The organism is Paenibacillus sp. YIM B09110, assembly GCF_037167145.1.
Classification (GTDB): domain Bacteria; phylum Bacillota; class Bacilli; order Paenibacillales; family Paenibacillaceae; genus Pristimantibacillus.
This window is the reverse complement of sequence record NZ_JBANSP010000007.1, coordinates 1-21,316: the sequence shown is the minus strand read 5'-3', so window position 1 is coordinate 21,316 and position 21,316 is coordinate 1. Positions and strand designations below refer to the sequence as shown.

Here is a 21,316-nt window from a genome sequence, read left to right as displayed (position 1 = left end):
GCACTCTATTTAGGTGTGGAGTAGCAGTGAATGCCGTAGCTTGCGGTACAATACTGCCACCCCCTAAGTAAGGTTAACCTTCGGACAAAATTGCCTTGATATACCCCGTTAACGCTAAGGCCGCATGTTGATGGGCTAATTGGCCTGGGTGGTTTCTTGCACCTACGGTTTCATCCGTCATAATCGGAAGCTGGAATACAGACACCTTGCGATCTCCCGTCTTCTTGGCGTAGGAATCTACAGCGCGGCAGATTGCCGGCATCATTGGTATACCTAACATCCCGTATGCCCAAACGATATGTGCATGATTATTATATTTTCTAAGTTTAATCAGGAACTGCTCCGCGGCACTTTCAAAAGCCCCAATATCCTCTTCCTTGTAGCTGCCGTCTTCGTTTAGCCGCTGTTTGAACGTTTTCCCCGTAGAATCGTCTCGCCACTCCGGCGAATGAAAAGCCCCGCCATCATTCGTCCCAAGATTGACGACCACGACGTCCGGCTGCCAAGCGGCAAAATTATTTTTTTCGAATGCCCCCAGAGCCTCGTTTTTGGCACCGGTAAGAAGTCCGCAAACCTGTTCATAATAATCAGGGATGTTCGCTCGCGGATTGTTATCCCAGCTTGACAGCACGCCCCATCCGCTTTGGGAAACAATTCGATATTCCGCATTCAAAGCTTCAGCGGTTATCGTACTGTAATTGTTGATTGCGCTGAACCACATCGGAATCCAGTCGCTTTCGGCTTTCGCCCCAATAGCCCCTTCTCCCGAAGTAATGCTGTCTCCAATAAACTCAAGCTTATAGGGTCTGTTCGGGGCAGGCATAAATTCACCGTTGCTCTTCACGGCATGAATCTGCATCGAGCAGTCCGGATCTGCGCCCATCGCCTGCACGTCTTTAACGACACGCACATTTTTTGAAGCGCTTTCATTCATGCCCCTGAACAAGCACACCCAATACCTGCCTGCCGTTAACATTTGTCTGCTTACGGGAACACCGTTAATTAAGATGCTTATCCAAGGCTCGTAATGATTATAGTCAACCTCAACTTCAATCCATAGTTCAGAGCCTGTTGCATTTAGCTCAATCCCGCTTCCAGTCCAAAACAGCGTTAAAGGAGAAAGAGTTCCCGTTGTTCTTCCATGAACCTTTAAATGATCGATATCCGATAGAGCGTGTACCTTTAATTGTGTATGTTCCATCATTGATTTCCCTTCTATTTGTTCTCTCAGCTTAGTTTAACAGGATTTACCACGCAGTAAATAGTGCCGATGTAAAAGAAAAGACACCCGATTGGGTGTCTTTATCTTTTTAGAGGTTTGTCAGCCAGGCAGCCAACTCTTCCGTCTGACTCAGAATAGCAATCGGATCCCAGTAGTTGGAACGATCGCTTGTCCATAAAAAAACATGACCGTTTTTGACTGCAGGAAGCGTGCCCCAGATTGGATCCGCCTTGAATTGATCCAACGTTTTCGAATCCGAAGTCAGAATAATATAATCTCCCGCATACTTCGGCAATACTTCCGCAGAGATGGAAGCCCAGCCCGGATCGGCCATTTCGGCGGCGATATCCGCGGGAGGCTTGAAGCCGAATCCATTGTATATCGGCTGACCGCCCTTGCCGAAGTCCGTTCCAACGGCCATGATGTCTTTATCGCTTGTTTCAATAACCGAAAACGTGCTTTCTGCTGGAATAACCTTTAATACGTTCTCCTTGGCAGTAGCGATACGGCTGTCGTAATCGGCAAGCCAGGCTTGCGCCTTGTCTTCTTGGCCAAGCAGCTCGCCGAAATAAGCGACCTCCTCGTGTACCGTTTTTAGAGAAGCGTACGGAATGACGACAGTAGGGGCAATTTTCGCCATCTGCTCATTCAGCTCCGGGTAGAAATCATCCATAATAATCAGATCCGGTTCAAGCGACAAGATTTTCTCTACGTTGCCATTGCCTTCCCCTATATTCTCAACGTCTTTCAAATATTGATTGAAATAAGGATTTTTAATATGATGATCGGATGTTCCGATAGGCGTAATGCCAAGCGCAATCAAGCTGCCCAGATATTCTCCTGCCACAATTCGTTTAGGCTCAGTGGGCACTTCTACATCACCGTTAACCGTTTTAACGATTTTGGTCTGCGGCTGCTCCGAAGCGGCCGGCGTATCGCTTGGACTAGGCGGTTGTGATGCTGCTGTCTCCGAATTGCCATTCGTGCCGCATGCGCTTAGCAATAGAATGATACTTAACAATGCCGATGCCAGCGCAGCCCTTGAATGTTTAAACATGAATAAATCTTCCTCTCCGTTACCATTATACTGATAATCATTATCAATAATATCAGTATAGTTAACTGATTCCGGGAGGACAATGGAGGATTCCATGGTTATGGAAGGACAATCTTCTAGTTTCTTATTCTCGGCATACACGTCTCTATAGCGGATGGGGGACACGCCTTTGTGCTTTTTGAACAGTCTGCTCAAATAGCTCGGGTCTTGATAACCGACGCCAACTGCTATCTCCTTCAGCGTAGCATCCGTTTCAAGCAGCAGTGAAGCAGCTTTATCGATGCGCACCTTGATCAAATAGTCAATCGGACTAAGCCCTGTACGAACTTTGAAGTAGGAAGATAAATGGGCAACGCTATAATTTAGGCTCTCCGATAGTGAATCCAGCGTTATGGGATCCGCATATTGTTTATGGATGATAGCGGCAACCTGGGCGGCCAGATCGCGCTTAGCCGAGCCCACGCCTTGAGCCTTCATTTGATGAAGCAGCTCATGCACAAACTGATAGAGTAGAGTCCTAACACGCAAACGAACAAGCGGCTGCTGTTTGTCCCATTCCTTTAGCATTTCGCTCATTGTACGGTGCAGTGCAATTGGATTGTCCGGCATCATACTGTACGAATGATCAAATAGGCGTCCCTGCTCGAATAGCGCGGTGAGCTCCATTGGTACTGGGGGGTGAATACTGCCTTTATAATAAATGCTATAGTAATCCAAGCCCTCGCTGCCCGCGACCACGTCGAGAACAGCGCCTTTACTTGCATGAAGCACTGTAAAGCGCTGCATGCGATGAAATTCCGGTCCTAGATGAACGGTGGCATTCCCTCGAATCGACATAAGAAACAGGCTTGAGGGTACATGATAGGAGCGTATGGATTCGCCAGCTTTGATCGTAGTACGACGAATGTCTATGACTTTGCAGTTCACGTGATTCCATAGAGCAATCAGATCATCGATGTTCATGCCACGCCCCCGCTCTGCCCTCAGCATTATGCCTCACTTACGGTAAGGCTCTATGTATCACTATAACAGTTAAAGGCCTGGCTATCCATTTAGCAAGACCTATTCGTCAGACCGTTATACGCCCAATCCCTTACCGCCCACGGGACGGAGTCGAACCGGCTCGACGCCTGCGATTAAAGGCCGAGCGCGCTGAATGACGGCAAGCACTTCTTCGTTCTTGAGTGAGTCGGCATGAGCCTCAGCGTCGCGCCACAGCTCAGTGACCCAGATCGCATCGGGATCATCTACGGATTCATTGATAATATAGAGCTCGCAGCCCTCCATAGGATCAAGGCTGTTCGAAGCCTCCAACAATAATGCTACGAGTTCCTCCCGTTTCCCAGGGTGAGCCGTTAATTTACCGAGCAAAGTAAACTTGTTCATCTCATTTCTTCATCCTTTCTTATCCTCTATTTTTATTTGCATCGCTTCGTAGTGCTTAAACATCTCGAGGCTGACCTCCGCCATCCTATTGATTAACATTTGCGGCTCAAGTATTTTCAGAGACCTCCCGTACGGAAGAAGAAAGTACGGCACGTATGTTTTCAGCGACAGCTCCCCTAGCTTAAAGAGGGCTTCTCCGGGCTGCTTTCGTTCGATTAGCGCATGTCCGAATAACCAATGCTTGCATAGCTCGTTAAGTGCGTGTTCGTGTCCATGGAGCCTTACCATAACGAGCGTCTCGGCGTCGAGCGATTCCGGGAGCAAAGAGCGCAAGAGGAAATCCCTCGCGGAAAAGACGGCCGGACGTTCAAAGCGGGTATCCGTCGCTTCCAGACGAACGATCCGATCCACGCGGAAGTTGCGGATCTCTTGCCGCAGACGGCAAAATCCAACCATGTACCATATCCCTTTCCAGTGCACGATGCCGTAGGGATCGATGACTCGATTGCCGGGACTTAGCTCAGGTCCTTTGGCGTAGTCCATATGAAGCGACTCTCCCCGGGCTGCGGCCTCCTCTAACCGTTGAAGCAACTCAAGCTCTCTAGAGTCCGTGGGTGTCTGGATGACGGCAAGTCCGCTGCTATGCCTGTTAATCCATTCGAGCTGCTCTTCATTGGTGTATCGCTTCAGCTTATCGACCGCTCGGGTTAGCGCGTCCGTGAACGGATAACCCGCCTCCCGGGCGAATATGGACGCGTGCACGAGCGCCTTCTGCTCTTCGTTATCGAAGAGCAGCGGGGAATCGACGAATTCGCCCAGCAGCCGGTAACCTCCGTTCGGGCCGGAGTCGGCAATAATTGGAGCTCCGCTCGCGCATAGTGAATCAATGCATCGGTATACGGTGCGAACATGAATCTCCAAATTATCCGCCAGCTGTTGCGCCGTCACTCGCTTTCCTGAGCGAAGCAGCCATAGAATGGACAGCATATTATCCGCTTTGGACATGCCGTTCTTCACTCCCTAAGACGTTTTTTAATAAAACGATATAGCCTGTCACTTCCAATAGTTTTATTGTAATGAATTTAGATTAAGGGAGCTATCCCTTTCTCGATCCAAGAATCGTAAGTCGGGCCGTAGACATCAGGCAATTGAAGACCGGCCTGACGCATGAGAACGGTCATTTGTCCGCGATGATGCGCTTGGTGCATGATCGTATAACGAAGGGAGCTTCCGTTGGGCCATGTTTCTTCGTAAATCATAACCGATTCGCGCAAAGTTTCGTCATTCCACTGCGTTCGAACTGCATACAACAGATCGCTGCTAATCCTCCTATACTCCGAGGCTATATGCACAGCAGAAGCCGGGGCCTCTTCGCCTCCGGACGGAGCATCGAACTTCAGCCCCAACGTTGTCATGAAGTGCAGCGAACGAACCAGATGCCAGGCGATTTGTCCTAGCGTCCGTCGACCTTCAATAACCTCCTGTCCAAGACAATCATCTGTAAGTACATCCAGCATACTAGCTGTTAATTCCGCCTCGCCAGTCCACTCCGCCGCAAAATCTTCAATTCTTATAAACATTTCCTATTCCTCCATTCCATTATTGGCTCGAGCACTACAAGCATACAAAAAAACCACTGACAGTTACGGTCAGTGGTTTTTCCTTGGCAAAGCAAATATTGCGCGTTGCTTGCTTCATTCCGACGGATCTTTAATCAACGCCTTATAGGTTTTCAATTTAGTTTGAGCGCGTCGATACATCATATAGTCAAATAGGTTTGCTATACATATAATGCCAAGAACGGTCAACAATACGGGCATGAATTGCGCCTTGCTCTCTACTTCATCACTTGTCATCATCATTAAGGATCCCATAATGAATGTCGCAACGATTAATGCAATCAAGTTGTTGATAAAGAAGTAGGTTCGTACTTTCGCCATACCGATAGGGAGTATAGAGGTTACCCACTCTGTGATAAAACCAATAATAAAACCTATGCTTCCGCTAGCCAATACCGATAAAACTCTATACGAGAGTAGCATATCTGAATGGTCATAAAACTGCAGTATACCGCCGATAAAGAGACCAAGAAAAAAGGACTTTATAATATTTTCTAAATTTATTTTATCCATCTTGGTTCTCCTATATTTTGAGTGTGTTTCTAAGCTTTTTCGAGAACATCTTCGATACTTCCAGCTCTGCGTTATTATCCATCCGAAGAACGTATCTGGAGTTGAACCAAGGGATAATTTCTTTGACGTGCAGCAAATTAATGAGCTGTGATTTGTTGATTCGTATAAATCCTTTCACTGCCCACATGTTCTCATAATACTGCAACGTTTCCTTGATGCTGTAACGATTAGACCTTGTATAGGCCATGAGACCATCAGCACCCGCTTCTACATATAAAACATCCCTTGGTTCTATAACTGCATATTTATTTTCACTAAAGCCTGTAAGAGTATTCGTCAAATGGATATCTTCTCGTACGCCGGAAACCAGAAGTTTAACGACTTCCATGTAATCGATGGCATCGAAAACAACGCTAAGTTTTCCGCTCGGTATATCATATCCTTGTTCAACAAGCACCAAATCACTGTCCTGCATAATGTCGATTTGGTATTTGGATAATTCCTGCTTCAACTTTTCATATACTTTATTCGAACACAATAGTTGAACCATCCTGTGTCTCCTAATGACAGCTTTAGAATTGTTTACTCAACTATCATCCTATCATAAATCATTCTTATTTTTACTAATTCTTCTATAGCTTTTTCCGCAAAATCAAGCGAGCCAAAATTAGCGATAAAAAAGGTGTCCTTTTCTTTGTCGTATAATACATACGTTCCCGTAGCTCCGACACCGCCATACACATCTGTCATGGTGCCTAGCAGAAATGACAACTCGCTAAAGTCGAAATACATCATGCCCATACCGTAATAAATACCCTTTTCATAGCGATGATTGAAGTCAGTCATCTGTCCGTACACTTTATCAGACAGTAAAGAGCCATTTTCTAAAGCCTTCATGAATATTAACAGATCATCCATAGTGGTTACGACACCGCCGCCTGCCCAGTCAACCGACAATGCATTCTTCTCGCTTAAGTCAATATCATCCAAATAAATCCCAAGTATATCAGCCGGTTCGTCCTGATAGAACATTAAATAGCTATCATTCATGCCCAAAGGCTCAAATATGGTTTCTTCTAAAATTGCCCAATAAGGTTTACCCTCGATTGCCTCCAAAATAAGTCCAAGCAGAATATAGCCCGTATCCGAATAATAAAATTGTTGTCCCGGCTGTCCGACAGGCTCCTGGTTTTCTCTAGTGAACGCAATCAAATCTATTGGAGCAAATGAAAGATCAGGATTAGATTTTATCATTTCCAACATAGGTTTCCCGCTTCTGACCGGACCTTCGAAATAATCGCCTACGCCTGATGTATGACTCAGCAAGTGTCTCAATGTTACCTGATTGCTGTAATCTATGCCGTCTATCACAAACAATCCTTTAAGGATGTCATCACCCAGCCAAGTACTGATTTTATCGTCATAGTTGATTTTCCCGTCGTCGACCAGTGTGCCATAGACGGCAGCTAACATCGTTTTGCCGACGCTCGCTGAATGATAGGGACTATCGGCTCGAACAGGCTGATTTGAGCTGTGAGTTTTCGTACCTACGGCAAATTGTTGAAAGTAACCTGTTTGGTTAGAGTGAATGGTCAATAACACGCTGGATATCGAATCGTTTTTCTTCAGTACTTTTGTTAAGTGCTTCTCGATTTTTTCATTAACGGCCTCTTTGGGTATCGGCCTATTCATAATGGCTAATACACCAAATCCAATGGCGATTAAGAGAATTACGCCAACCAATACTCTAATGGCTATCTTCATATGGACCACCTTTCGCTTCATGTACGTTTCATACATTAATCTAATCGGTGGAGTTATATTTAGAAACGCTTTTGCCCTAAGCGGTCATTATTCAAGGTCAAGACGACTTTTTAGAGTGCTTTGCATCATCTCTTACATTTCGTACAACCAAATCCCCGCTATCGTCATGACCGCCGGCAGCGCTTCTTCATCCACCGCCACCTGGTCATACCAGCCGCCCACGGCAAGATTGAGCAACACATAAAACGGCTCGTCGAAAGGCATAACGCCCGGCTCCTGTCGCCGCTCCGCGTAGCAATGTCCGTCGACCAGCCACCGGATCGACTCGGCGTCCCATTCCAGCGCGTAATCGCGGAATTCGTTGATTGTTCCATTTTCGAGCTGGTACGAGAACTCCTCGACGACTTTATGGTCCCAATCCTTCCCGTAATGCAGCGTTCCGGATACTTGGCCGGGCAGACGGCCTTTGGCCTCCATGATATCGATCTCCCCGGAGGCAGGCCATGGGCCGTAAGCCTGGTGCTGCGGAAGCAGCCAAATAGCTGGCCATAGCCCTTGACCGACAGGCTGCTTCGCCCGCACGACCAGCTTGCCGTAACAATAGGAAAGATGATCCTTCGTGTCCAACCGTGCCGAGGTATACGCAAATGACCGCCCGTCCGATTCAATGTCTTCTCGGCGCGCGCATAGGTTTAAGCCGTATTCATCGATATATAGGTTACTGGCGTGATTCGTATAAAACTGCTGTTCCCCGTTCCCCCACCCTGGCATGATGGGATTGCCTTCATTATCGAGCAAATCGTTACCAAGACGAATATTCCATGCGCTTAAATCGGTATTGCCGCTTGCAAAATCTTGGTGCCATATCAACTTGTTCATCCTTTGCACACTCCTCCCATTTAACCACAGCATACTGATTTTTAGCGCCCGGTCAAACAAACCTAAAATAATGGGATAGGGTCAAAAATGATGGCCTTTTTTTCCTATGCCCAATTTCTTACGATGAAAAGGAAAGGAGGCTAAAGAGAAATGAAAACGTTTTTTCGGCAGTGGCAATTGCAAAGCATGGTCATTCCAGGCATTGTCTGGATGGTAATCTTTTGTTATATCCCGATGTTTTGGCTCATTATTGCATTTATGGATTTCAGCATCGCGAAGCCTATGCTCCAATCCCCCTTTGTCGGGCTAAAGCATTTTGAGGATTTTATGACGGATGACCGCTTTTGGCGCTCGATTCGCAATACGCTCGGGATGAGCGCCATCAAGCTGTTGCTCGGCTTTCCCATCCCGATTCTATTTGCCCTGATGCTTAATGAGATACGGAATATTCGCTTTAAGCGCACGGTACAAACCATTTCGTACCTGCCGCACTTTATTGCATGGACGATATTTGGCGGCATCATGCTCAATTGGCTGGGCGAGGGCGGCGTGATCAATCAGCTCATGCTGGCGCTGGGGTTGCAGGATCGCGAAATTTTGTTCAATAGCGACCCGAAGTACTTCTGGTGGATTACCTATTTCTCCGACACGCTGAAAGAAACCGGCTGGAGCGCCATTATCTACATTGCTGCCATAGCCGGCATTGACCCGGGACTGTATGAAGCGGCGGAGCTGGACGGTGCAAACCGCTGGCAGAGGATGTGGCATATTACCATTCAGAGCATACGCCCAACCATCGCCATATTGTTCATCCTTGCCGTCAGCGGCATACTCGGCAGCAACTTCGAGCAAATCTTTATGCTTAAGAACAACATGAACATGAAGATGGCAGAGAGCCTGGACTTGTACATTTATAACATGGGTTTGGTATCCGGACGTCATTCCTTCTCGACAGCCGTCCTGTTTGTTCGCTCTATCGTTGCGCTGGGGCTATTGTTGCTTGCCAATTACTCATCCAAAAAACTAACCGGCGACAGCATTTTCTAAGGGGAGGGGAACAAATACATGGATAGACGAAGAAGGTTGCGACAAATCGGAGTGTTCGAGGTCATCAATACTTTGCTGATGCTGGCGATTTGCTTTACGACGCTGTATCCGATGTGGTTCGTATTCATCAACTCGCTTAATGCACCAGCGCAGGCCACGCTCGGCACGGTCAATTGGTTCCCTAAGGAAATGTCGCTGGCCAGTTATAGTGTCGTGTTTAATGATAAAAGCATGATGAACGGTTTCTACATTACGACGCTGCGCACAGTCATTGGAACAGCGGTTCATGTGTTGTTTACCGCTATAGTGGCTTATGGATTGAGCAAGTCCAATCTAATCGGCCGCAAGGTGTATATGAAGATTGCATTGATTACGATGCTCTTCTCCGGCGGTCTGATTCCGACGTTTCTTCTCATGACGAAGCTGGGCCTATATGATAGCTTTTGGGTATTCATCATTCCTGCTATGTATTCTTTTTTCAACATGGTTATATTTATGAGCTTTTTCCGCACCATTCCCGACAGCTTGGAGGAATCCGCGAAGGTGGACGGCGCTTCGGATTACGGCGTTCTGTTCCGAATCGTATTGCCTAACAGCATGGCTGTTATTGCCACCATAGCGCTTTTCTCAGCCGTTTATCATTGGAACGATTATTACCAAGGGGTCATTTATATCCGCTCGCAGGACCAGCTGCCGTTGCAAACGCTTCTGTACAAGATCGTTGCGGAGAACTCCATGTCGTTCATGCAGCAGCAAGCGATGGCTCAATTCGGCGCAAGGCTGCCCGGCAACTCCATCAAGTTCGCATCCATGATGGTGGCGACGCTCCCTATTCTCGTGTTCTACCCCTTTATTCAGCGCTATCTCGTCAAAGGCGTAATGATCGGCGCTATTAAAGGATGAAAATACAGCAATTAAAAAGAAAGGGTTGATTATGTATGAAAAAAGGGATGGTCGTAACACTGGCAATCATTTTGGCTTTGATCATGGCCGCATGTACGAATTCCGGGGGGAATAACGAAAACACGCCGACCTCGAAACCTGCTGACAGCACGAGCACGAATCAACCGGCGACCGAAGAAGCCGCGCTGGATCCCGATGTGCCCGCATGGCAGCTGGATACCAGCCCTGTCGATTTGACTTGGTTCGTAGGCGCCAACTGGTATGGCCACACATGGGGAGAAAGCTTGACCTCCAAGTATGTAACGGAGAAAACAGGCGTTAACGTCAAAATCGAAGTGCCTTCCGGCGAAGCGAACGAGCAGATTACGTTGATGATGACCTCCGGTCAGCTGCCGGATCTAATCTCGATGGGCTCATGGGAAAGCGCTGTCAAGAAGCTATGGGAAGGCGATCACGTATATGCCTTGAATGAATTAGCCGAGCAGTATGACCCTTATTTCTTCAAGGTAGCCGGCGACGGTACTCTGAAGTGGTATCGTCAACCGAATGGCAATACGTATGGTGTGCCGAACGATTCTTATAGTCCTAACCTGATGCACGAAACCGGCATGACGGCTGCTAACCAAACCTTTTTGGTACGGAAAGATCTGTACGACGAAATGGGGAAGCCAGACTTGAGCACACCGGAGGGCTTCCTGAACGCGCTGCAACTGGTGAAAGATAAGTATCCCGAGTATAAAGGCCAGCCGATCAGCCCCTTCTTTGCACAAGGAAATGTCCCTTACGGTATGACCGAGTATTTGCAAAACCTGCTCGCCGTTCCGCATGAGAAAGACGGCAAAGTAAACGACCGCCTTACCGATCCCGATTATGTTGCCTGGTTGAAAACATTCCGTACCGCTTACGAGCGCGGACTCATTAATGTTGATTTCCTGGTTGATTCCGATACGCAGGTAGAGGAAAAAACGAACAACGCCCGTTATTTCATGATGGTTCGCGAATGGACCGGCATGACGGCCGTCAACCCGATGCTGGCGGCAAGCGCAAACCCGGATTCTTATTACATCGCAGTGGATGGACCGCAGAACGCCAATGGCGACAGCGCCAAGCTGTTCCCGGGCAACATGGACGGCTGGATGGTTACGATGATCAGCAAATCGACGAAAAACCCTGAACGCGCCATCCGTTTCTTATCTTACTTGGCGAGCGAGGAAGGCCAGAAAGATCTATTCCTCGGTAAAGAAGGCGAGACTTGGGACTCGGCAAGCGGCAATCCGAAGTTGAAGCCGGAAATGGTGCAATTGCTTGAAACCGACATTGCGAAGATGGAGAAGGATTACGGTATTCTCGATACGTACTGGATGTTGCGCAATCCGGTCATCGTCAACCAATGGAGACCGGAGAAAGCTCCCGTTATCAAACAAATGGAGGACTTCGCCAACGCGCAGGCCGATATCGACAGCGGCATCTACAAGGGCTTGGATCCGCTCGGCGACTCCGATGTCGCGGTAGCGTGGGCGCGCATCTCTCAGAACTGGGAGGAAACGCTGCCTGAGCTCATTACCGCCAAAGACGAAGCAGCCTTCGACAAAATCTTCAACAGCTTCCTTGAGCGCCGCACAAGCTACGGTTTTGACCAAGTAGTGGAACACCGTCAGATCGAGCTGGATGCTCGCAAAGCCAAAATGGCTGAATAAAAATACTTTTGCCAGCCACCGTCATGGTGGCTGGTATTCCTAGTTTTCTACCAGCCGCTTTGTAATATATGGTATATTACAGTGGTGGGAGGGCATTTTAGATGAAGGATCTGCTGAACAAGTTGAGAAAGCTTTACCGCAATTCCCGCATCTCTCAAAAGCTGTTTCTAGCCTTTAGCGTAATGTTTGCAATCCCTGCCATTCTGGTATCTTTTTTATTTATACGAACACAGGAAATTCAGCTGTACAAAGACGCAATGACCGCCGGAAGCAGCCATGTTTCACGGTTAAACGATCAGCTGCGCAGCAGAATGGATATGCTTGAAAACGCTTCCTCGACTGCGCTGACGCAAAAAGCATTCGTCGATTTTATTCATTCCAATATGCGCGGGGATGGCCTTCGTCTTGTGAAGTTCAGGCAAAATGAATACGAACAGATGCATAACATTATCCAAAGCTATGAGATGATCAGCGAGCTCAGCTTTTATGTCGATAATCCGAACGTGCATGAAATATGGCCCGAAATTTATCATTATGACAAGTTTTGGCCGCAGGACTACTGGGTGACCCTCCGGGAAGAAGGCGGAGCGGCATACCGCTTATTTGCTTATAAGGATGGCGATCATACGCTGTCCTACTATCGGCTGGTGCGCCTTCAAGGTCAACAGCAGCAATTTCCGACCATTATGGAAGTCCGCGCTCAGCATAACGAGGTTTTTGGCGATTTGCTGGAGGAGAGCGGAGGCGACTTCTTTTCCGTCGTGGTGGACGGAACGAACCCTTCCAGGTACGTATACAATCCCGAGCATGAATTTGCTCTTAACGCCGGCGAGGACCTAGGCGAAATCATTGACCATATCCATCGGCAGCTTGATGTACTGCAGCAGGAAAGTCCCGTTAAAGTTACTATTGGGGACCATACCTACTACGCGCTGTACCGATACATTGCGCCGCTCAACGCTTATGTGGTGGATATCGCCTCCCATGAGGAGCTGATGAAAGGCCCGCGCAGCTGGTATGCGCTTGTTGTTGCGATTACCTTGTGCGTGCTGCTGCTCATTATGCTGCTTGTATCGCACACGACTCGGCGCATGTTACGCCGTTTGGACAGCGTAATCGCCTCTATGCGCCAAGTGCGCAAGGGTCAGCTGGATGCGAAGATTCATACCGGACTGGATGACAATGAGTCGGGCGATGAGATCGACGAAGTAGCCGTCAGCTATAACAACATGCTGGATGAGATCAAGACGCTCATGACGCAGGTCGTAGATAAGCAGTTAATTGCCAAAAACGCGCAGCTGCACTCGCTGCATTCGCAAATTAATTCGCATTTCTTGTACAACGCGCTGGAATCCATCCGTATGCATGCGGAGGTTCAGCGGCAGCCCGCCATCGCCGACGCACTCGTATCGTTAGGGTCGCAATTGCGCTACAGCATGCAGTGGCGCAGCGATACCGTCGCTCTTAGCGAGGAGCTTGCCAACATCCAAAGCTATATTCGTTTCATTAATTTCATGGAAGGCGGCAGCATTGTTTTGACGGCGGATCTGCCTCCTGAGGTGCTTCGTTACGCCATTCCGAAAATGTGCATGCAGCCGATCGTCGAAAATGCCGTTCGTCACGCCGCGCCTCCGGGAAGCGCTTTTAACATCCAAATTACCGTTTCGGTGGAGGACGACAGCTTGCTGCTGATTGAAATCCGAGATGACGGCGCAGGTGTCGAACCAGACATTCTATCCAGCCTGCAAGCTGCGCTGCAAGACGGGTCGGATACGCCGATCGTTGCCAGCAAGAACGGGCTTGGCTTGGAAAACGTGCATAAGCGGTTGCAGCTTCATTATGGCAAGGGCTGCGGTCTTTCGATTGACAGCGTACAGGGTGTCTATACCTGCGTAACGATACGTTTGCCTTGGGAAAATGTGAATCTTGGAGGGTGGTAGGGCATGATTAATATTTTGATTGTGGATGATCAAAAGCATATACGAGACGGCCTGCAAGCCATGCTAAGCCAATTCCCTCTGCAGCTTGACAACCTGTACTGTGCAGCGAACGGAATCGAGGCGCTGGAACTATTGCGTCAACACAGCATTCAGCTCATCATAACTGATATTATGATGCCGGATATGGATGGACTGGCGCTCATGGCGCAGACCAAACAAGAACATATTAAGGCGGATTTCCTGATTATTAGCGGCTACAGCGATTTTGCCTATGCCCAGAAAGCTATTGGACTTGGAGCCAAGGGTTATCTGCTTAAGCCTGTGAAACGGGAGGATCTGCAAGCCTCAGTCGAGCATGTATGGCAGGAGATACAGACACGGCAGACGCTCTCGCTGAATATGGAGCATATCTCCCGCCGCGCTCAGGAGACGGACCGCAAAGAGCTCGTCATGTTCATGCAAGGCGCCGCCAGCGATGAAGCATGGGTGCTTCAAACCGAACAGCAAAATCGAGAGCTTTGGAACAACTACCGTCTATGCTTGCTTCGGGAGGAGAAGTGGATTAACCAACCGGGGGCCAGCAGCGCCCACAGCATGGAATCCATTGCCTATCGCGTGTACGGCGGCTTAGGATGTATATGCCTGCAGCATCGCCCGTACCTCATCCTCGCGGTTGATGCAGCCGTAGATACGGGAGCTTTGTCCGCCGCGCTTAAGGCAGGACAGATTGATGCCGTCGTAGCCATGACCGTCCCACAGCATGGATTGAAGGAGCTTCCCGGCAGCTATACCCAAGTGCTGGAGCTATATCGCCACAGTTACCTATTTCCCGATAAACGCTGCATTCAGAAAGTGCATATTGAACGGTTGGAGCAGCAGTGGCAGCTACCCCATGAAGAACTTTATACGTTGTTTCAATTAATCGGCGACAAAAACAGCGGCATGATCACCCAAGGTGTTTCCATGCTCTTTCACAAAGACGTGCTGCAGCGCTATCACATCCGCTACACGCAGCAGCTATGTCGCGCCGTCGTTCAGATGCTGGAGGAATACGAGCGGGTTATCCGCCCCTACATCGGAGAGGAGGCGCTGGATATGGAATGCCTGCGCAATCTGTTCGACTATCCGGGCATTCGCGATTATATTCAGGCGCTGCAGCAGCAATTGCTTCGGTTGAACCAGTTTTATTACGAATATAAGTGCAGCTACCGCAACTCGCAGGACCTAAACGAAGCTATCCGCTATATACACGAAAGTTATCATAAGCCGCTGGACCTCGCGATGGTATCCAACCACGTATCGCTGAATTACGCGTATTTCTCGAACCTGTTCAAAAAAAATATCGGTAAAGGCTTTGCCGAATATCTGCGCGATGTGCGCCTGGATAAAGCGCGACGGCTCCTCGCCGAAACCGAGCATAAAATCGTCGAGGTAGCTACTATGGTCGGGTATGAGAACTACAAAAGCTTTACGCGCGCATTTCGCGAAGTGATGAACATGCAGCCAACGGAGTACCGACAGCTGATGCGCCAGAAGGCGGAAAGAGAAAGAAGCTATCAGGACTGGGCGCGTTAAATCGTTTAATCCGACAAAAAGAATAGTCCCCGGCCTTTTGAATGGTCGGGGACTATTTCTACTATACTGCGTTACATTTAATACGGATTCGTCGCGATAAAGCTTGCCGTTTTCACGTAAATACGCGGATTGAGCTTCAACTGATTAATGATGAATTCTGCAATATCTTCCGGCTGCATAAATTTCGAATCGTTATTTTCTTTAATCAGGTTCAAGTCCAGTGCCAGATCTGTCGCAACCGTACTTGGATTTAGAGCGGATACGCGAATATTGTTGCGACGAACCTCTTGCGCGAGCGATTCCGTAAAACCAATCACCGCGAACTTCGATGCGCTGTAGGCGCTTGAAGTGGCTGCTCCGCTTAATCCGCTAGTTGAGGAAATATTGATAATATCTCCGCCATTTTTTTCGATTAATTGCGGCAGTACCGCACGCGTTACATAGTAGGTGCCGAGCAAATTCGTATCAATTATACGTTTCCACTCTTCCGAATCCATCTCCAATACCGTGCCAAATGTGGCAATACCCGCATTGTTAATCAAAATGTCTGCGTAACCTAAATTATTTTTTATGACATCAACCGCTGCTTCTACTTGTTCTTTCGATGAAACATCAGCAGTTGCATAGGCTGCTTTAACGCCTAGCCCTTCCAATTCAGCGGCAACTTGCTGTAGAGCCGTTTCATTTCTTGCGATTAGACCAACGTTTACTCCTTCTTGTGCCAATGCAATTGCCGTTGCTTTGCCGATACCTCTTGCCGCACCGGTTACAATGGCTACTTTACCTTTTAATAATTGCGTCATGCAGGCAGCTCCTCTCCAATCTGTATATCTCCTTATTGATTATACTACGGTGCCATACTTTTAACAGAAATCAAACTGCTCAGTTCTTTATTGTTACTTTACCGGATGCTGGCTATACCAGTCATTGGCTTCCTGCAGCACTCGAGCTCCACCGGCTGCCATAAACTCCTTAACGAACTCGTCCAAATACTCGGGTGGCTTGTCTCCTGTAATGATGGATATATAGGCTTTGTTTTTTTGCTTTATTAACTCAGTCCCGTATTTGATAAGGGAGGGGGTCGCTACCTCTAACGCATTGTAGATTCCGTCCTGATCTAAGCCTAAGGTTGCAGCCCATTTCTCTCTTCTTTCCGTAGGCATAAGGGGCACGGTCATGCCTAACCCGGTGCCGATCGTATTCTGATAGCTGAACGTCTTGTCGTAAGGCGGAAGCAGAATCACATCTTCCTTGGAGTCGCTTGCCCATTGCCAATGCGTTCCCTGGATCCCATACTTCATCGAAGCAGCTTCATCCAAGTCAGGATTAGCGCTGACATAGTCAAGGATTTGAAGGATCGTCTCCATCTTCCCCGGCTTATCGGCGGCTCCGGCTCCAATCGCCGCGAAGCTCATGAGCATGTCATAGGCTTTGGAGCCCCGCTTCCCTTCCGGTCCGCTAAAGGGCTGACCGAAAATAATTTGGGCGTGCGGATTTATCGAGGTTAATTCCTTTACATTGAATTTCGCTTCTACGGGAGCCTCCATGCCATTCGAATTCCATGTTAGATAATCGCCTCCTTTAATCCAATGATAATAATTGCCCATGGATGTCATACCGATTGTTCCATTAATAAAAGAATGAGAGAGATGCTTGTAGCCTCCCTTGTTCTCCCCGGTAATAAACTCCGGATCGATGACGCCATCCCGATACCATTTGCTAAGGTATTGCAGCGCCTCCTTCATCTCTGGCTGCAAGGCGCCTATGACCAGCTTCTCGTCCTTTACTCCAAAATAGAGCTGATCGGCGAAGACGATCTGCCCGAAGGCGCCGAAGACGACGTTCATCCCTTCACTGGAAAGACCGTAAGTATCCTTTAAACCATTGCCATCCGGATCCTCATTCGTGAATGCATAGATGACCTTCTCAAAGTCCGACAGCGTCTGCGGCACCGGCAGGCCGAGCTTATCCAACCAGTCTTTGCGATAGACGATAGGGATCCTATAAATGTTCGTAGGATTGATGACCGGAATGCCGTAATATTTTCCGTCGATTTGACCATACTCCTGATAGCCGGGCGTGTTTTCCCGAATCGCCTTCATAATGTTCGGAGCGTACTTATTCAGCATCTCCTCCGGAATCTCGGCCAGCACGCCTTGCTGTTGATATTTGAGAAGATCCTGAGGCTGCCTGATCCTGAACAAATCGGGAATCGAACCCTGAGCCAGCTTCATGTCCAGCAGCGCTTCATATTTATTGTTCTCCAGATTCCAGAAGACCAGATTGGCATTAAATTTGTCCTCCACGTACCGAACCATCTCCGCATCTTCGGTGACGGGAAGGTTCTGATGCATCGTCCAGGAGATATCGTACCGCGTGGCGCTTGAAGCTGCAGGAGCCTGTAAGGTTTCTACGGCAGAGGGGGACACCCGGATTCCTGTACAGCCGCTAACGATGCCTACCACTATCAATACTGCAACCATGAGAAAACCTCTATCGAAGCCTCTCGAAGATGAGCGACCTCGTTTAAAGGTTGGTTTTATCGCCAAATAGAATTTGTTACTCCGATTGCTTCGGAAGCTTATAAATTCTATTGTGGTAATAAATGTGAACATGCCGCGCCGTAATTCCTTTTTTTCCATTCGACAAACCTCTCTCTCATACCATCAGGCCACTGCTTCCGCCTTGGCCGAAGGGGCTACGCTTGCTTGGCGATGTTGCTCAAGTAATTCCCCGGCGTGCAACCATGCATTTCTTTGAACTTCTTAATAAAATAAGCCGCCGTTGCGTAGCCGACCGTATTTGCGATTTGCTCGATCGTCATGTTGTTTTTCTCGAGTAAGACTTTTGCTCTCTCCATTCGCTGGCTGGCAATATAGTCGGTATAAGTGACGCCAATCTCTTCTTTAAATAGCTTGCTTAAATATTTGGGACTGAGAAACACCTTCGCGGAGACTGCCTCAAGGGAAAGATCCTCCGACAGATGTCCATGGATGTATTGCTTGGCCGCTTCAATACTGGAGACCGCTCGCTCGCTATTTCGCTTCTCCATATGAGCGATGATGGCGGTTGCCGAATCCACCAGCCAATTTTGAAAAGAACGGGTATTGTGGAGCCCGGCGTACTGGTTGTAGAGATCTACATTCTCCTGCTCGGGGTGCTTGTATCGAACACTCTTCAAAAAATCCGAATAGACGAACACTGTATTTACCAGAATAAAGCGGCAATGATCGGCCGAATACATGCCTTCCCGCATAGCCGCGACCAACTGCTCTACAGCTGTTGCGAACTCTTGCGGCTGCCGGGCGTGCAATTTATCTTTGAACTTCGCAAGAATGGCTTGCGGGATTTCATGCAGGCTATTCTCTCGATCCAGCAGCTTGCGATCCTTCAGAATAGAGGTTTCCGGCAGGAAATAAGCGTATTTCAATAAGGTTTGGGCCTCATTGTAGCTTTTATGAACATCGATCATTTCCTGCACCCAACAGCCCCACGAGATTTGGACATCCAAGCCGAACTGCTCTTGGCTCTTCGATATAACAAATTGAGATATTTGTTCCGGAAGATCGTCGCTCTCTTGATTAGCGCAAATAATGACGACAACCTTCTTGTCCGGTAACGCTTCTGCAATGATGCGGATCTCTAGCAGGGGCGCAGCTTCCAATTGGTTAATGATCCGGTACACCGCATATTGCATATTCCTAGAGCTTAACCGGGCAAAAGCTTCACTCGAATCCAGAATCAAGCAGCAGTAGTGAGTGTACTCGTTCGACATGCCGAGAAACGGACGTTCTTCTTCCCATTCCTCACGCGTATAGCAGTTGCTGAGCAGGCTTAGAATGACATTATGCCTAATCACCGAACTATTGGCCTCCAGCGTCTCTTCTAAACTGTTGACTTTATCATTCAGCTTGACGAAGGCTGTGTCGATCAGCCTGTACTCATTGGCGACATTCTCGGGAGCCTGGTCTAATAAGCCTCTTATTTTGGCTGTCAAACGTTTAATTGGGCTGTAATTCGCCCTGGCCAAAATGCCAGACAACACGATTCCTATTAGAATGACCAGCAAACAGATGCCCAGGATTAGCTTTTGTATAATAATCGATTTTTCATAGAATGAGCTGTAAGGCACAACGCTATAGATTTTCCACCCGGTCGATGGAAGCGTTTGATAGGAAACGACGTGGGAGGCTTGGTCAATTGTACCGTTATAACTGCCGGCCTCCTCCTTGATGATGCTGGCGTCATAATCATGCTGCAGACCTAATTTTCCTTTATCCGCATCGGATATGGTGTTGCCTTCAAGATTCAGAATAAAAGTCCCTTCATATTGCGAAGGCATCATATTGCGAACAACCTCGCTTATGGCGCTTTCCTTCACGTCAATCGCAATGATGACGTCGCTTTTCTCGCCTGAAGCTTGGAATGGATAACTATGCGCGTAAGTCATTAAAGCAATGCTTCCATTATCGGGCAGGCCAGAGTAAATATCTTGCGGAACCAAGCGGGTCGGCGTCCACAGACTGCTCTGCTTATTGCTTCGCATCCCATTCAACCAGTCAGCCAAGTAGATCATGCTGGTATGTTGGTCGGCATTGAATTTCAACCCGTAGAGTGACGACAGCATAACATTCTGACTCGGGTAGTACAGGTGCACCGCTTGCACGACGTCCGAATTGCTGATGACCTCGGATTTAAGAATCTCTTGCAGGTCAATCACCTTGCTATGATTGTTCTTAAAGGAAGAATCGGCAAACAATCGTACATTTATGTTTTTGTTGAGGGAAATATCCAAGTAGATCTGCTGGGCTCTCTGGAGCACTGTCGTTTCAATTGTTTGGGCCGTGTTCTCCAGAATCATCTGATTTTTGTTTCGCAGCTCTTCCTTATAGTTCTCCGAGAAATAAATATAGAAGATAGAGCAGAGCAACAGCGCAATAACGAGCACAATGGATATATAAGAAATGGCCATGTTAGCAAATACGGAATTCCACTTCTTCATGATGTTCCCCTCCCCCTATAAGCTTATACCCTTATCTTGTTCTCAATTATCCCGCATCTTCATTAAACGAAAGTAAACTAGTGTCCCACTTTTATTAAGTGTGTGTTAAATAGTACCGACATTCCTCCCAAACTGATACAAAGGGGAAATTGTTATATTGATACAGGGCGCGCCTTGATGCTAAATTGAGACCGATTCCGCTCCCTTACAGCAAGGAGATGCGTAAACGGCATAGTTCGTTCGCTCCTTTGCAGGGATTGGTTCGAGATCAAATTAGGATAGGAGTAGATTCGATTTGAAAGCCAAATCCAAAAACAAGCTGTTATCTGCTACGATGGGCGCGTTGCTGCTTTTCAATCCCGTTGCCGGCAATATCGCCACGGCGGCGCAGGCCGAATCTTCAGTCGGGCTGCCTGAGGCTCCGGCATGGGGACATTTTGTCGACAGCTACAAGAACAACATCTCCGTTAATATGTCTGTCTATTCCAACCCGACGATCGGAGTGCTGTCCGGGTTCCTGGATCTTTGGACACCTGGAACTTCCTGGGACAACGGCACCAAGTTGAACAGTGAAGTGCTGGACTACAATATCCAGTATGTGGGGGATCTTGCCGAATCCCGTTCAGATGAAGAGGAGATCGCGGCTTATTACGACGACCGGCGCAACCAAACCTACGGTGCCATTGACGGTCTTGGATCGCTGGCGAATGTG

At 48.1% G+C, this 21,316-nt stretch carries 17 protein-coding genes and 1 pseudogene; 6 read left to right on the top strand and 12 right to left on the bottom strand.

Going from position 1 to position 21,316, the window contains the following annotated elements:
* Positions 1-73: 73 nt before the first annotated feature.
* The 9 genes from V8F51_RS12430 to V8F51_RS12390 all read right to left on the bottom strand — a co-directional run bounded on the left by V8F51_RS12430 (position 74) and on the right by V8F51_RS12390 (position 8,440).
* Complete coding sequence (locus V8F51_RS12430; protein ID WP_337100563.1) at positions 74-1,204, bottom strand: SGNH/GDSL hydrolase family protein; 1,131 nt, start codon at positions 1,202-1,204, stop codon at positions 74-76.
* 106 nt (positions 1,205-1,310) lie between these two features.
* Positions 1,311-3,242, bottom strand: a complete 1,932-nt coding sequence (locus V8F51_RS12425) for an AraC family transcriptional regulator (protein WP_337100562.1) — start codon at positions 3,240-3,242, stop codon at positions 1,311-1,313.
* 114 nt (positions 3,243-3,356) lie between these two features.
* Positions 3,357-3,665: a putative quinol monooxygenase gene (locus V8F51_RS12420; protein WP_337100561.1), complete on the bottom strand. Its 309-nt coding sequence runs from the start codon at positions 3,663-3,665 to the stop codon at positions 3,357-3,359.
* Positions 3,666-3,674: 9 nt separating this feature from the next.
* Positions 3,675-4,670, bottom strand: a complete 996-nt coding sequence (locus V8F51_RS12415; protein WP_337100560.1) for a helix-turn-helix transcriptional regulator — start codon at positions 4,668-4,670, stop codon at positions 3,675-3,677.
* 77 nt (positions 4,671-4,747) lie between these two features.
* A complete protein-coding gene (locus V8F51_RS12410; RefSeq protein WP_337100559.1) occupies positions 4,748-5,245 on the bottom strand; it encodes a DinB family protein in 498 nt (165 codons plus the stop codon).
* 114 nt (positions 5,246-5,359) lie between these two features.
* Positions 5,360-5,797: a hypothetical protein gene (locus V8F51_RS12405; RefSeq protein ID WP_337100558.1), complete on the bottom strand. Its 438-nt coding sequence runs from the start codon at positions 5,795-5,797 to the stop codon at positions 5,360-5,362.
* Between the two features lie 10 nt (positions 5,798-5,807).
* A complete protein-coding gene (locus tag V8F51_RS12400) occupies positions 5,808-6,347 on the bottom strand; it encodes a LytTR family DNA-binding domain-containing protein (protein WP_337100557.1) in 540 nt (179 codons plus the stop codon).
* A 32-nt stretch (positions 6,348-6,379) separates the two neighbouring features.
* Positions 6,380-7,561, bottom strand: a complete 1,182-nt coding sequence (locus V8F51_RS12395) for a serine hydrolase domain-containing protein (RefSeq protein WP_337100556.1) — start codon at positions 7,559-7,561, stop codon at positions 6,380-6,382.
* Positions 7,562-7,693: 132 nt separating this feature from the next.
* Positions 7,694-8,440, bottom strand: coding sequence for a glycoside hydrolase family 16 protein (locus V8F51_RS12390; RefSeq protein WP_337100555.1), 747 nt, complete (start codon positions 8,438-8,440; stop codon positions 7,694-7,696).
* 150 nt (positions 8,441-8,590) lie between these two features.
* On the opposite strand from V8F51_RS12390, the gene V8F51_RS12385 reads away from it, so the two are divergent.
* The 5 genes from V8F51_RS12385 (at position 8,591) to V8F51_RS12365 (ending at position 15,602) form a co-directional block, all read left to right on the top strand.
* Entirely contained in the window at positions 8,591-9,487 is an 897-nt protein-coding gene (locus V8F51_RS12385) for an ABC transporter permease (RefSeq protein WP_337100553.1), read from the top strand.
* Between the two features lie 18 nt (positions 9,488-9,505).
* Positions 9,506-10,390 (top strand): carbohydrate ABC transporter permease, encoded by an 885-nt coding sequence (locus tag V8F51_RS12380; RefSeq protein WP_337100552.1) that lies wholly within the window; start codon positions 9,506-9,508, stop codon positions 10,388-10,390.
* Positions 10,391-10,425: 35 nt separating this feature from the next.
* Complete coding sequence (locus tag V8F51_RS12375; RefSeq protein ID WP_337100551.1) at positions 10,426-12,087, top strand: extracellular solute-binding protein; 1,662 nt, start codon at positions 10,426-10,428, stop codon at positions 12,085-12,087.
* 101 nt (positions 12,088-12,188) lie between these two features.
* Complete coding sequence (locus V8F51_RS12370; RefSeq protein WP_337100550.1) at positions 12,189-14,027, top strand: sensor histidine kinase; 1,839 nt, start codon at positions 12,189-12,191, stop codon at positions 14,025-14,027.
* Between the two features lie 3 nt (positions 14,028-14,030).
* Positions 14,031-15,602 carry a response regulator transcription factor gene (locus tag V8F51_RS12365; protein WP_337100549.1) on the top strand — a complete coding sequence of 524 codons (1,572 nt, stop codon included), beginning with the start codon at positions 14,031-14,033 and terminating at the stop codon, positions 15,600-15,602.
* 77 nt (positions 15,603-15,679) lie between these two features.
* Here the strand turns inward: V8F51_RS12365 and V8F51_RS12360 are convergent, their stop codons facing one another.
* From V8F51_RS12360 to V8F51_RS12350, 3 genes are all read right to left on the bottom strand, one after another.
* Positions 15,680-16,405 (bottom strand): 3-ketoacyl-ACP reductase, encoded by a 726-nt coding sequence (locus V8F51_RS12360; RefSeq protein ID WP_337100547.1) that lies wholly within the window; start codon positions 16,403-16,405, stop codon positions 15,680-15,682.
* Between the two features lie 93 nt (positions 16,406-16,498).
* Positions 16,499-18,085 (bottom strand): extracellular solute-binding protein, encoded by a 1,587-nt coding sequence (locus tag V8F51_RS12355; protein ID WP_337100546.1) that lies wholly within the window; start codon positions 18,083-18,085, stop codon positions 16,499-16,501.
* Positions 18,086-18,300: 215 nt separating this feature from the next.
* Positions 18,301-20,604: an AraC family transcriptional regulator gene (locus V8F51_RS12350; protein ID WP_337100545.1), complete on the bottom strand. Its 2,304-nt coding sequence runs from the start codon at positions 20,602-20,604 to the stop codon at positions 18,301-18,303.
* 295 nt (positions 20,605-20,899) lie between these two features.
* On the opposite strand from V8F51_RS12350, the pseudogene V8F51_RS12345 reads away from it, so the two are divergent.
* Positions 20,900-21,316 (top strand): annotated as a pseudogene (locus V8F51_RS12345) (S-layer homology domain-containing protein); the annotation flags it as partial.

What these genes read in the sequence shown, in the direction of transcription:
- V8F51_RS12430 (WP_337100563.1), bottom strand. Translation starts at nt 1,204, where the DNA reads ATGATGGAACATACACAATTAAAGGTACACGCTCTATCGGATATCGAT.
- V8F51_RS12425 (WP_337100562.1), bottom strand. Translation starts at nt 3,242, where the DNA reads ATGAACATCGATGATCTGATTGCTCTATGGAATCACGTGAACTGCAAA.
- V8F51_RS12420 (WP_337100561.1), bottom strand. Translation starts at nt 3,665, where the DNA reads ATGAACAAGTTTACTTTGCTCGGTAAATTAACGGCTCACCCTGGGAAA.
- V8F51_RS12415 (WP_337100560.1), bottom strand. Translation starts at nt 4,670, where the DNA reads ATGTCCAAAGCGGATAATATGCTGTCCATTCTATGGCTGCTTCGCTCA.
- V8F51_RS12410 (WP_337100559.1), bottom strand. Translation starts at nt 5,245, where the DNA reads ATGTTTATAAGAATTGAAGATTTTGCGGCGGAGTGGACTGGCGAGGCG.
- V8F51_RS12405 (WP_337100558.1), bottom strand. Translation starts at nt 5,797, where the DNA reads ATGGATAAAATAAATTTAGAAAATATTATAAAGTCCTTTTTTCTTGGT.
- V8F51_RS12400 (WP_337100557.1), bottom strand. Translation starts at nt 6,347, where the DNA reads ATGGTTCAACTATTGTGTTCGAATAAAGTATATGAAAAGTTGAAGCAG.
- V8F51_RS12395 (WP_337100556.1), bottom strand. Translation starts at nt 7,561, where the DNA reads ATGAAGATAGCCATTAGAGTATTGGTTGGCGTAATTCTCTTAATCGCC.
- V8F51_RS12390 (WP_337100555.1), bottom strand. Translation starts at nt 8,440, where the DNA reads ATGAACAAGTTGATATGGCACCAAGATTTTGCAAGCGGCAATACCGAT.
- V8F51_RS12385 (WP_337100553.1), top strand. Translation starts at nt 8,591, where the DNA reads ATGAAAACGTTTTTTCGGCAGTGGCAATTGCAAAGCATGGTCATTCCA.
- V8F51_RS12380 (WP_337100552.1), top strand. Translation starts at nt 9,506, where the DNA reads ATGGATAGACGAAGAAGGTTGCGACAAATCGGAGTGTTCGAGGTCATC.
- V8F51_RS12375 (WP_337100551.1), top strand. Translation starts at nt 10,426, where the DNA reads ATGAAAAAAGGGATGGTCGTAACACTGGCAATCATTTTGGCTTTGATC.
- V8F51_RS12370 (WP_337100550.1), top strand. Translation starts at nt 12,189, where the DNA reads ATGAAGGATCTGCTGAACAAGTTGAGAAAGCTTTACCGCAATTCCCGC.
- V8F51_RS12365 (WP_337100549.1), top strand. Translation starts at nt 14,031, where the DNA reads ATGATTAATATTTTGATTGTGGATGATCAAAAGCATATACGAGACGGC.
- V8F51_RS12360 (WP_337100547.1), bottom strand. Translation starts at nt 16,405, where the DNA reads ATGACGCAATTATTAAAAGGTAAAGTAGCCATTGTAACCGGTGCGGCA.
- V8F51_RS12355 (WP_337100546.1), bottom strand. Translation starts at nt 18,085, where the DNA reads ATGGTTGCAGTATTGATAGTGGTAGGCATCGTTAGCGGCTGTACAGGA.
- V8F51_RS12350 (WP_337100545.1), bottom strand. Translation starts at nt 20,604, where the DNA reads ATGAAGAAGTGGAATTCCGTATTTGCTAACATGGCCATTTCTTATATA.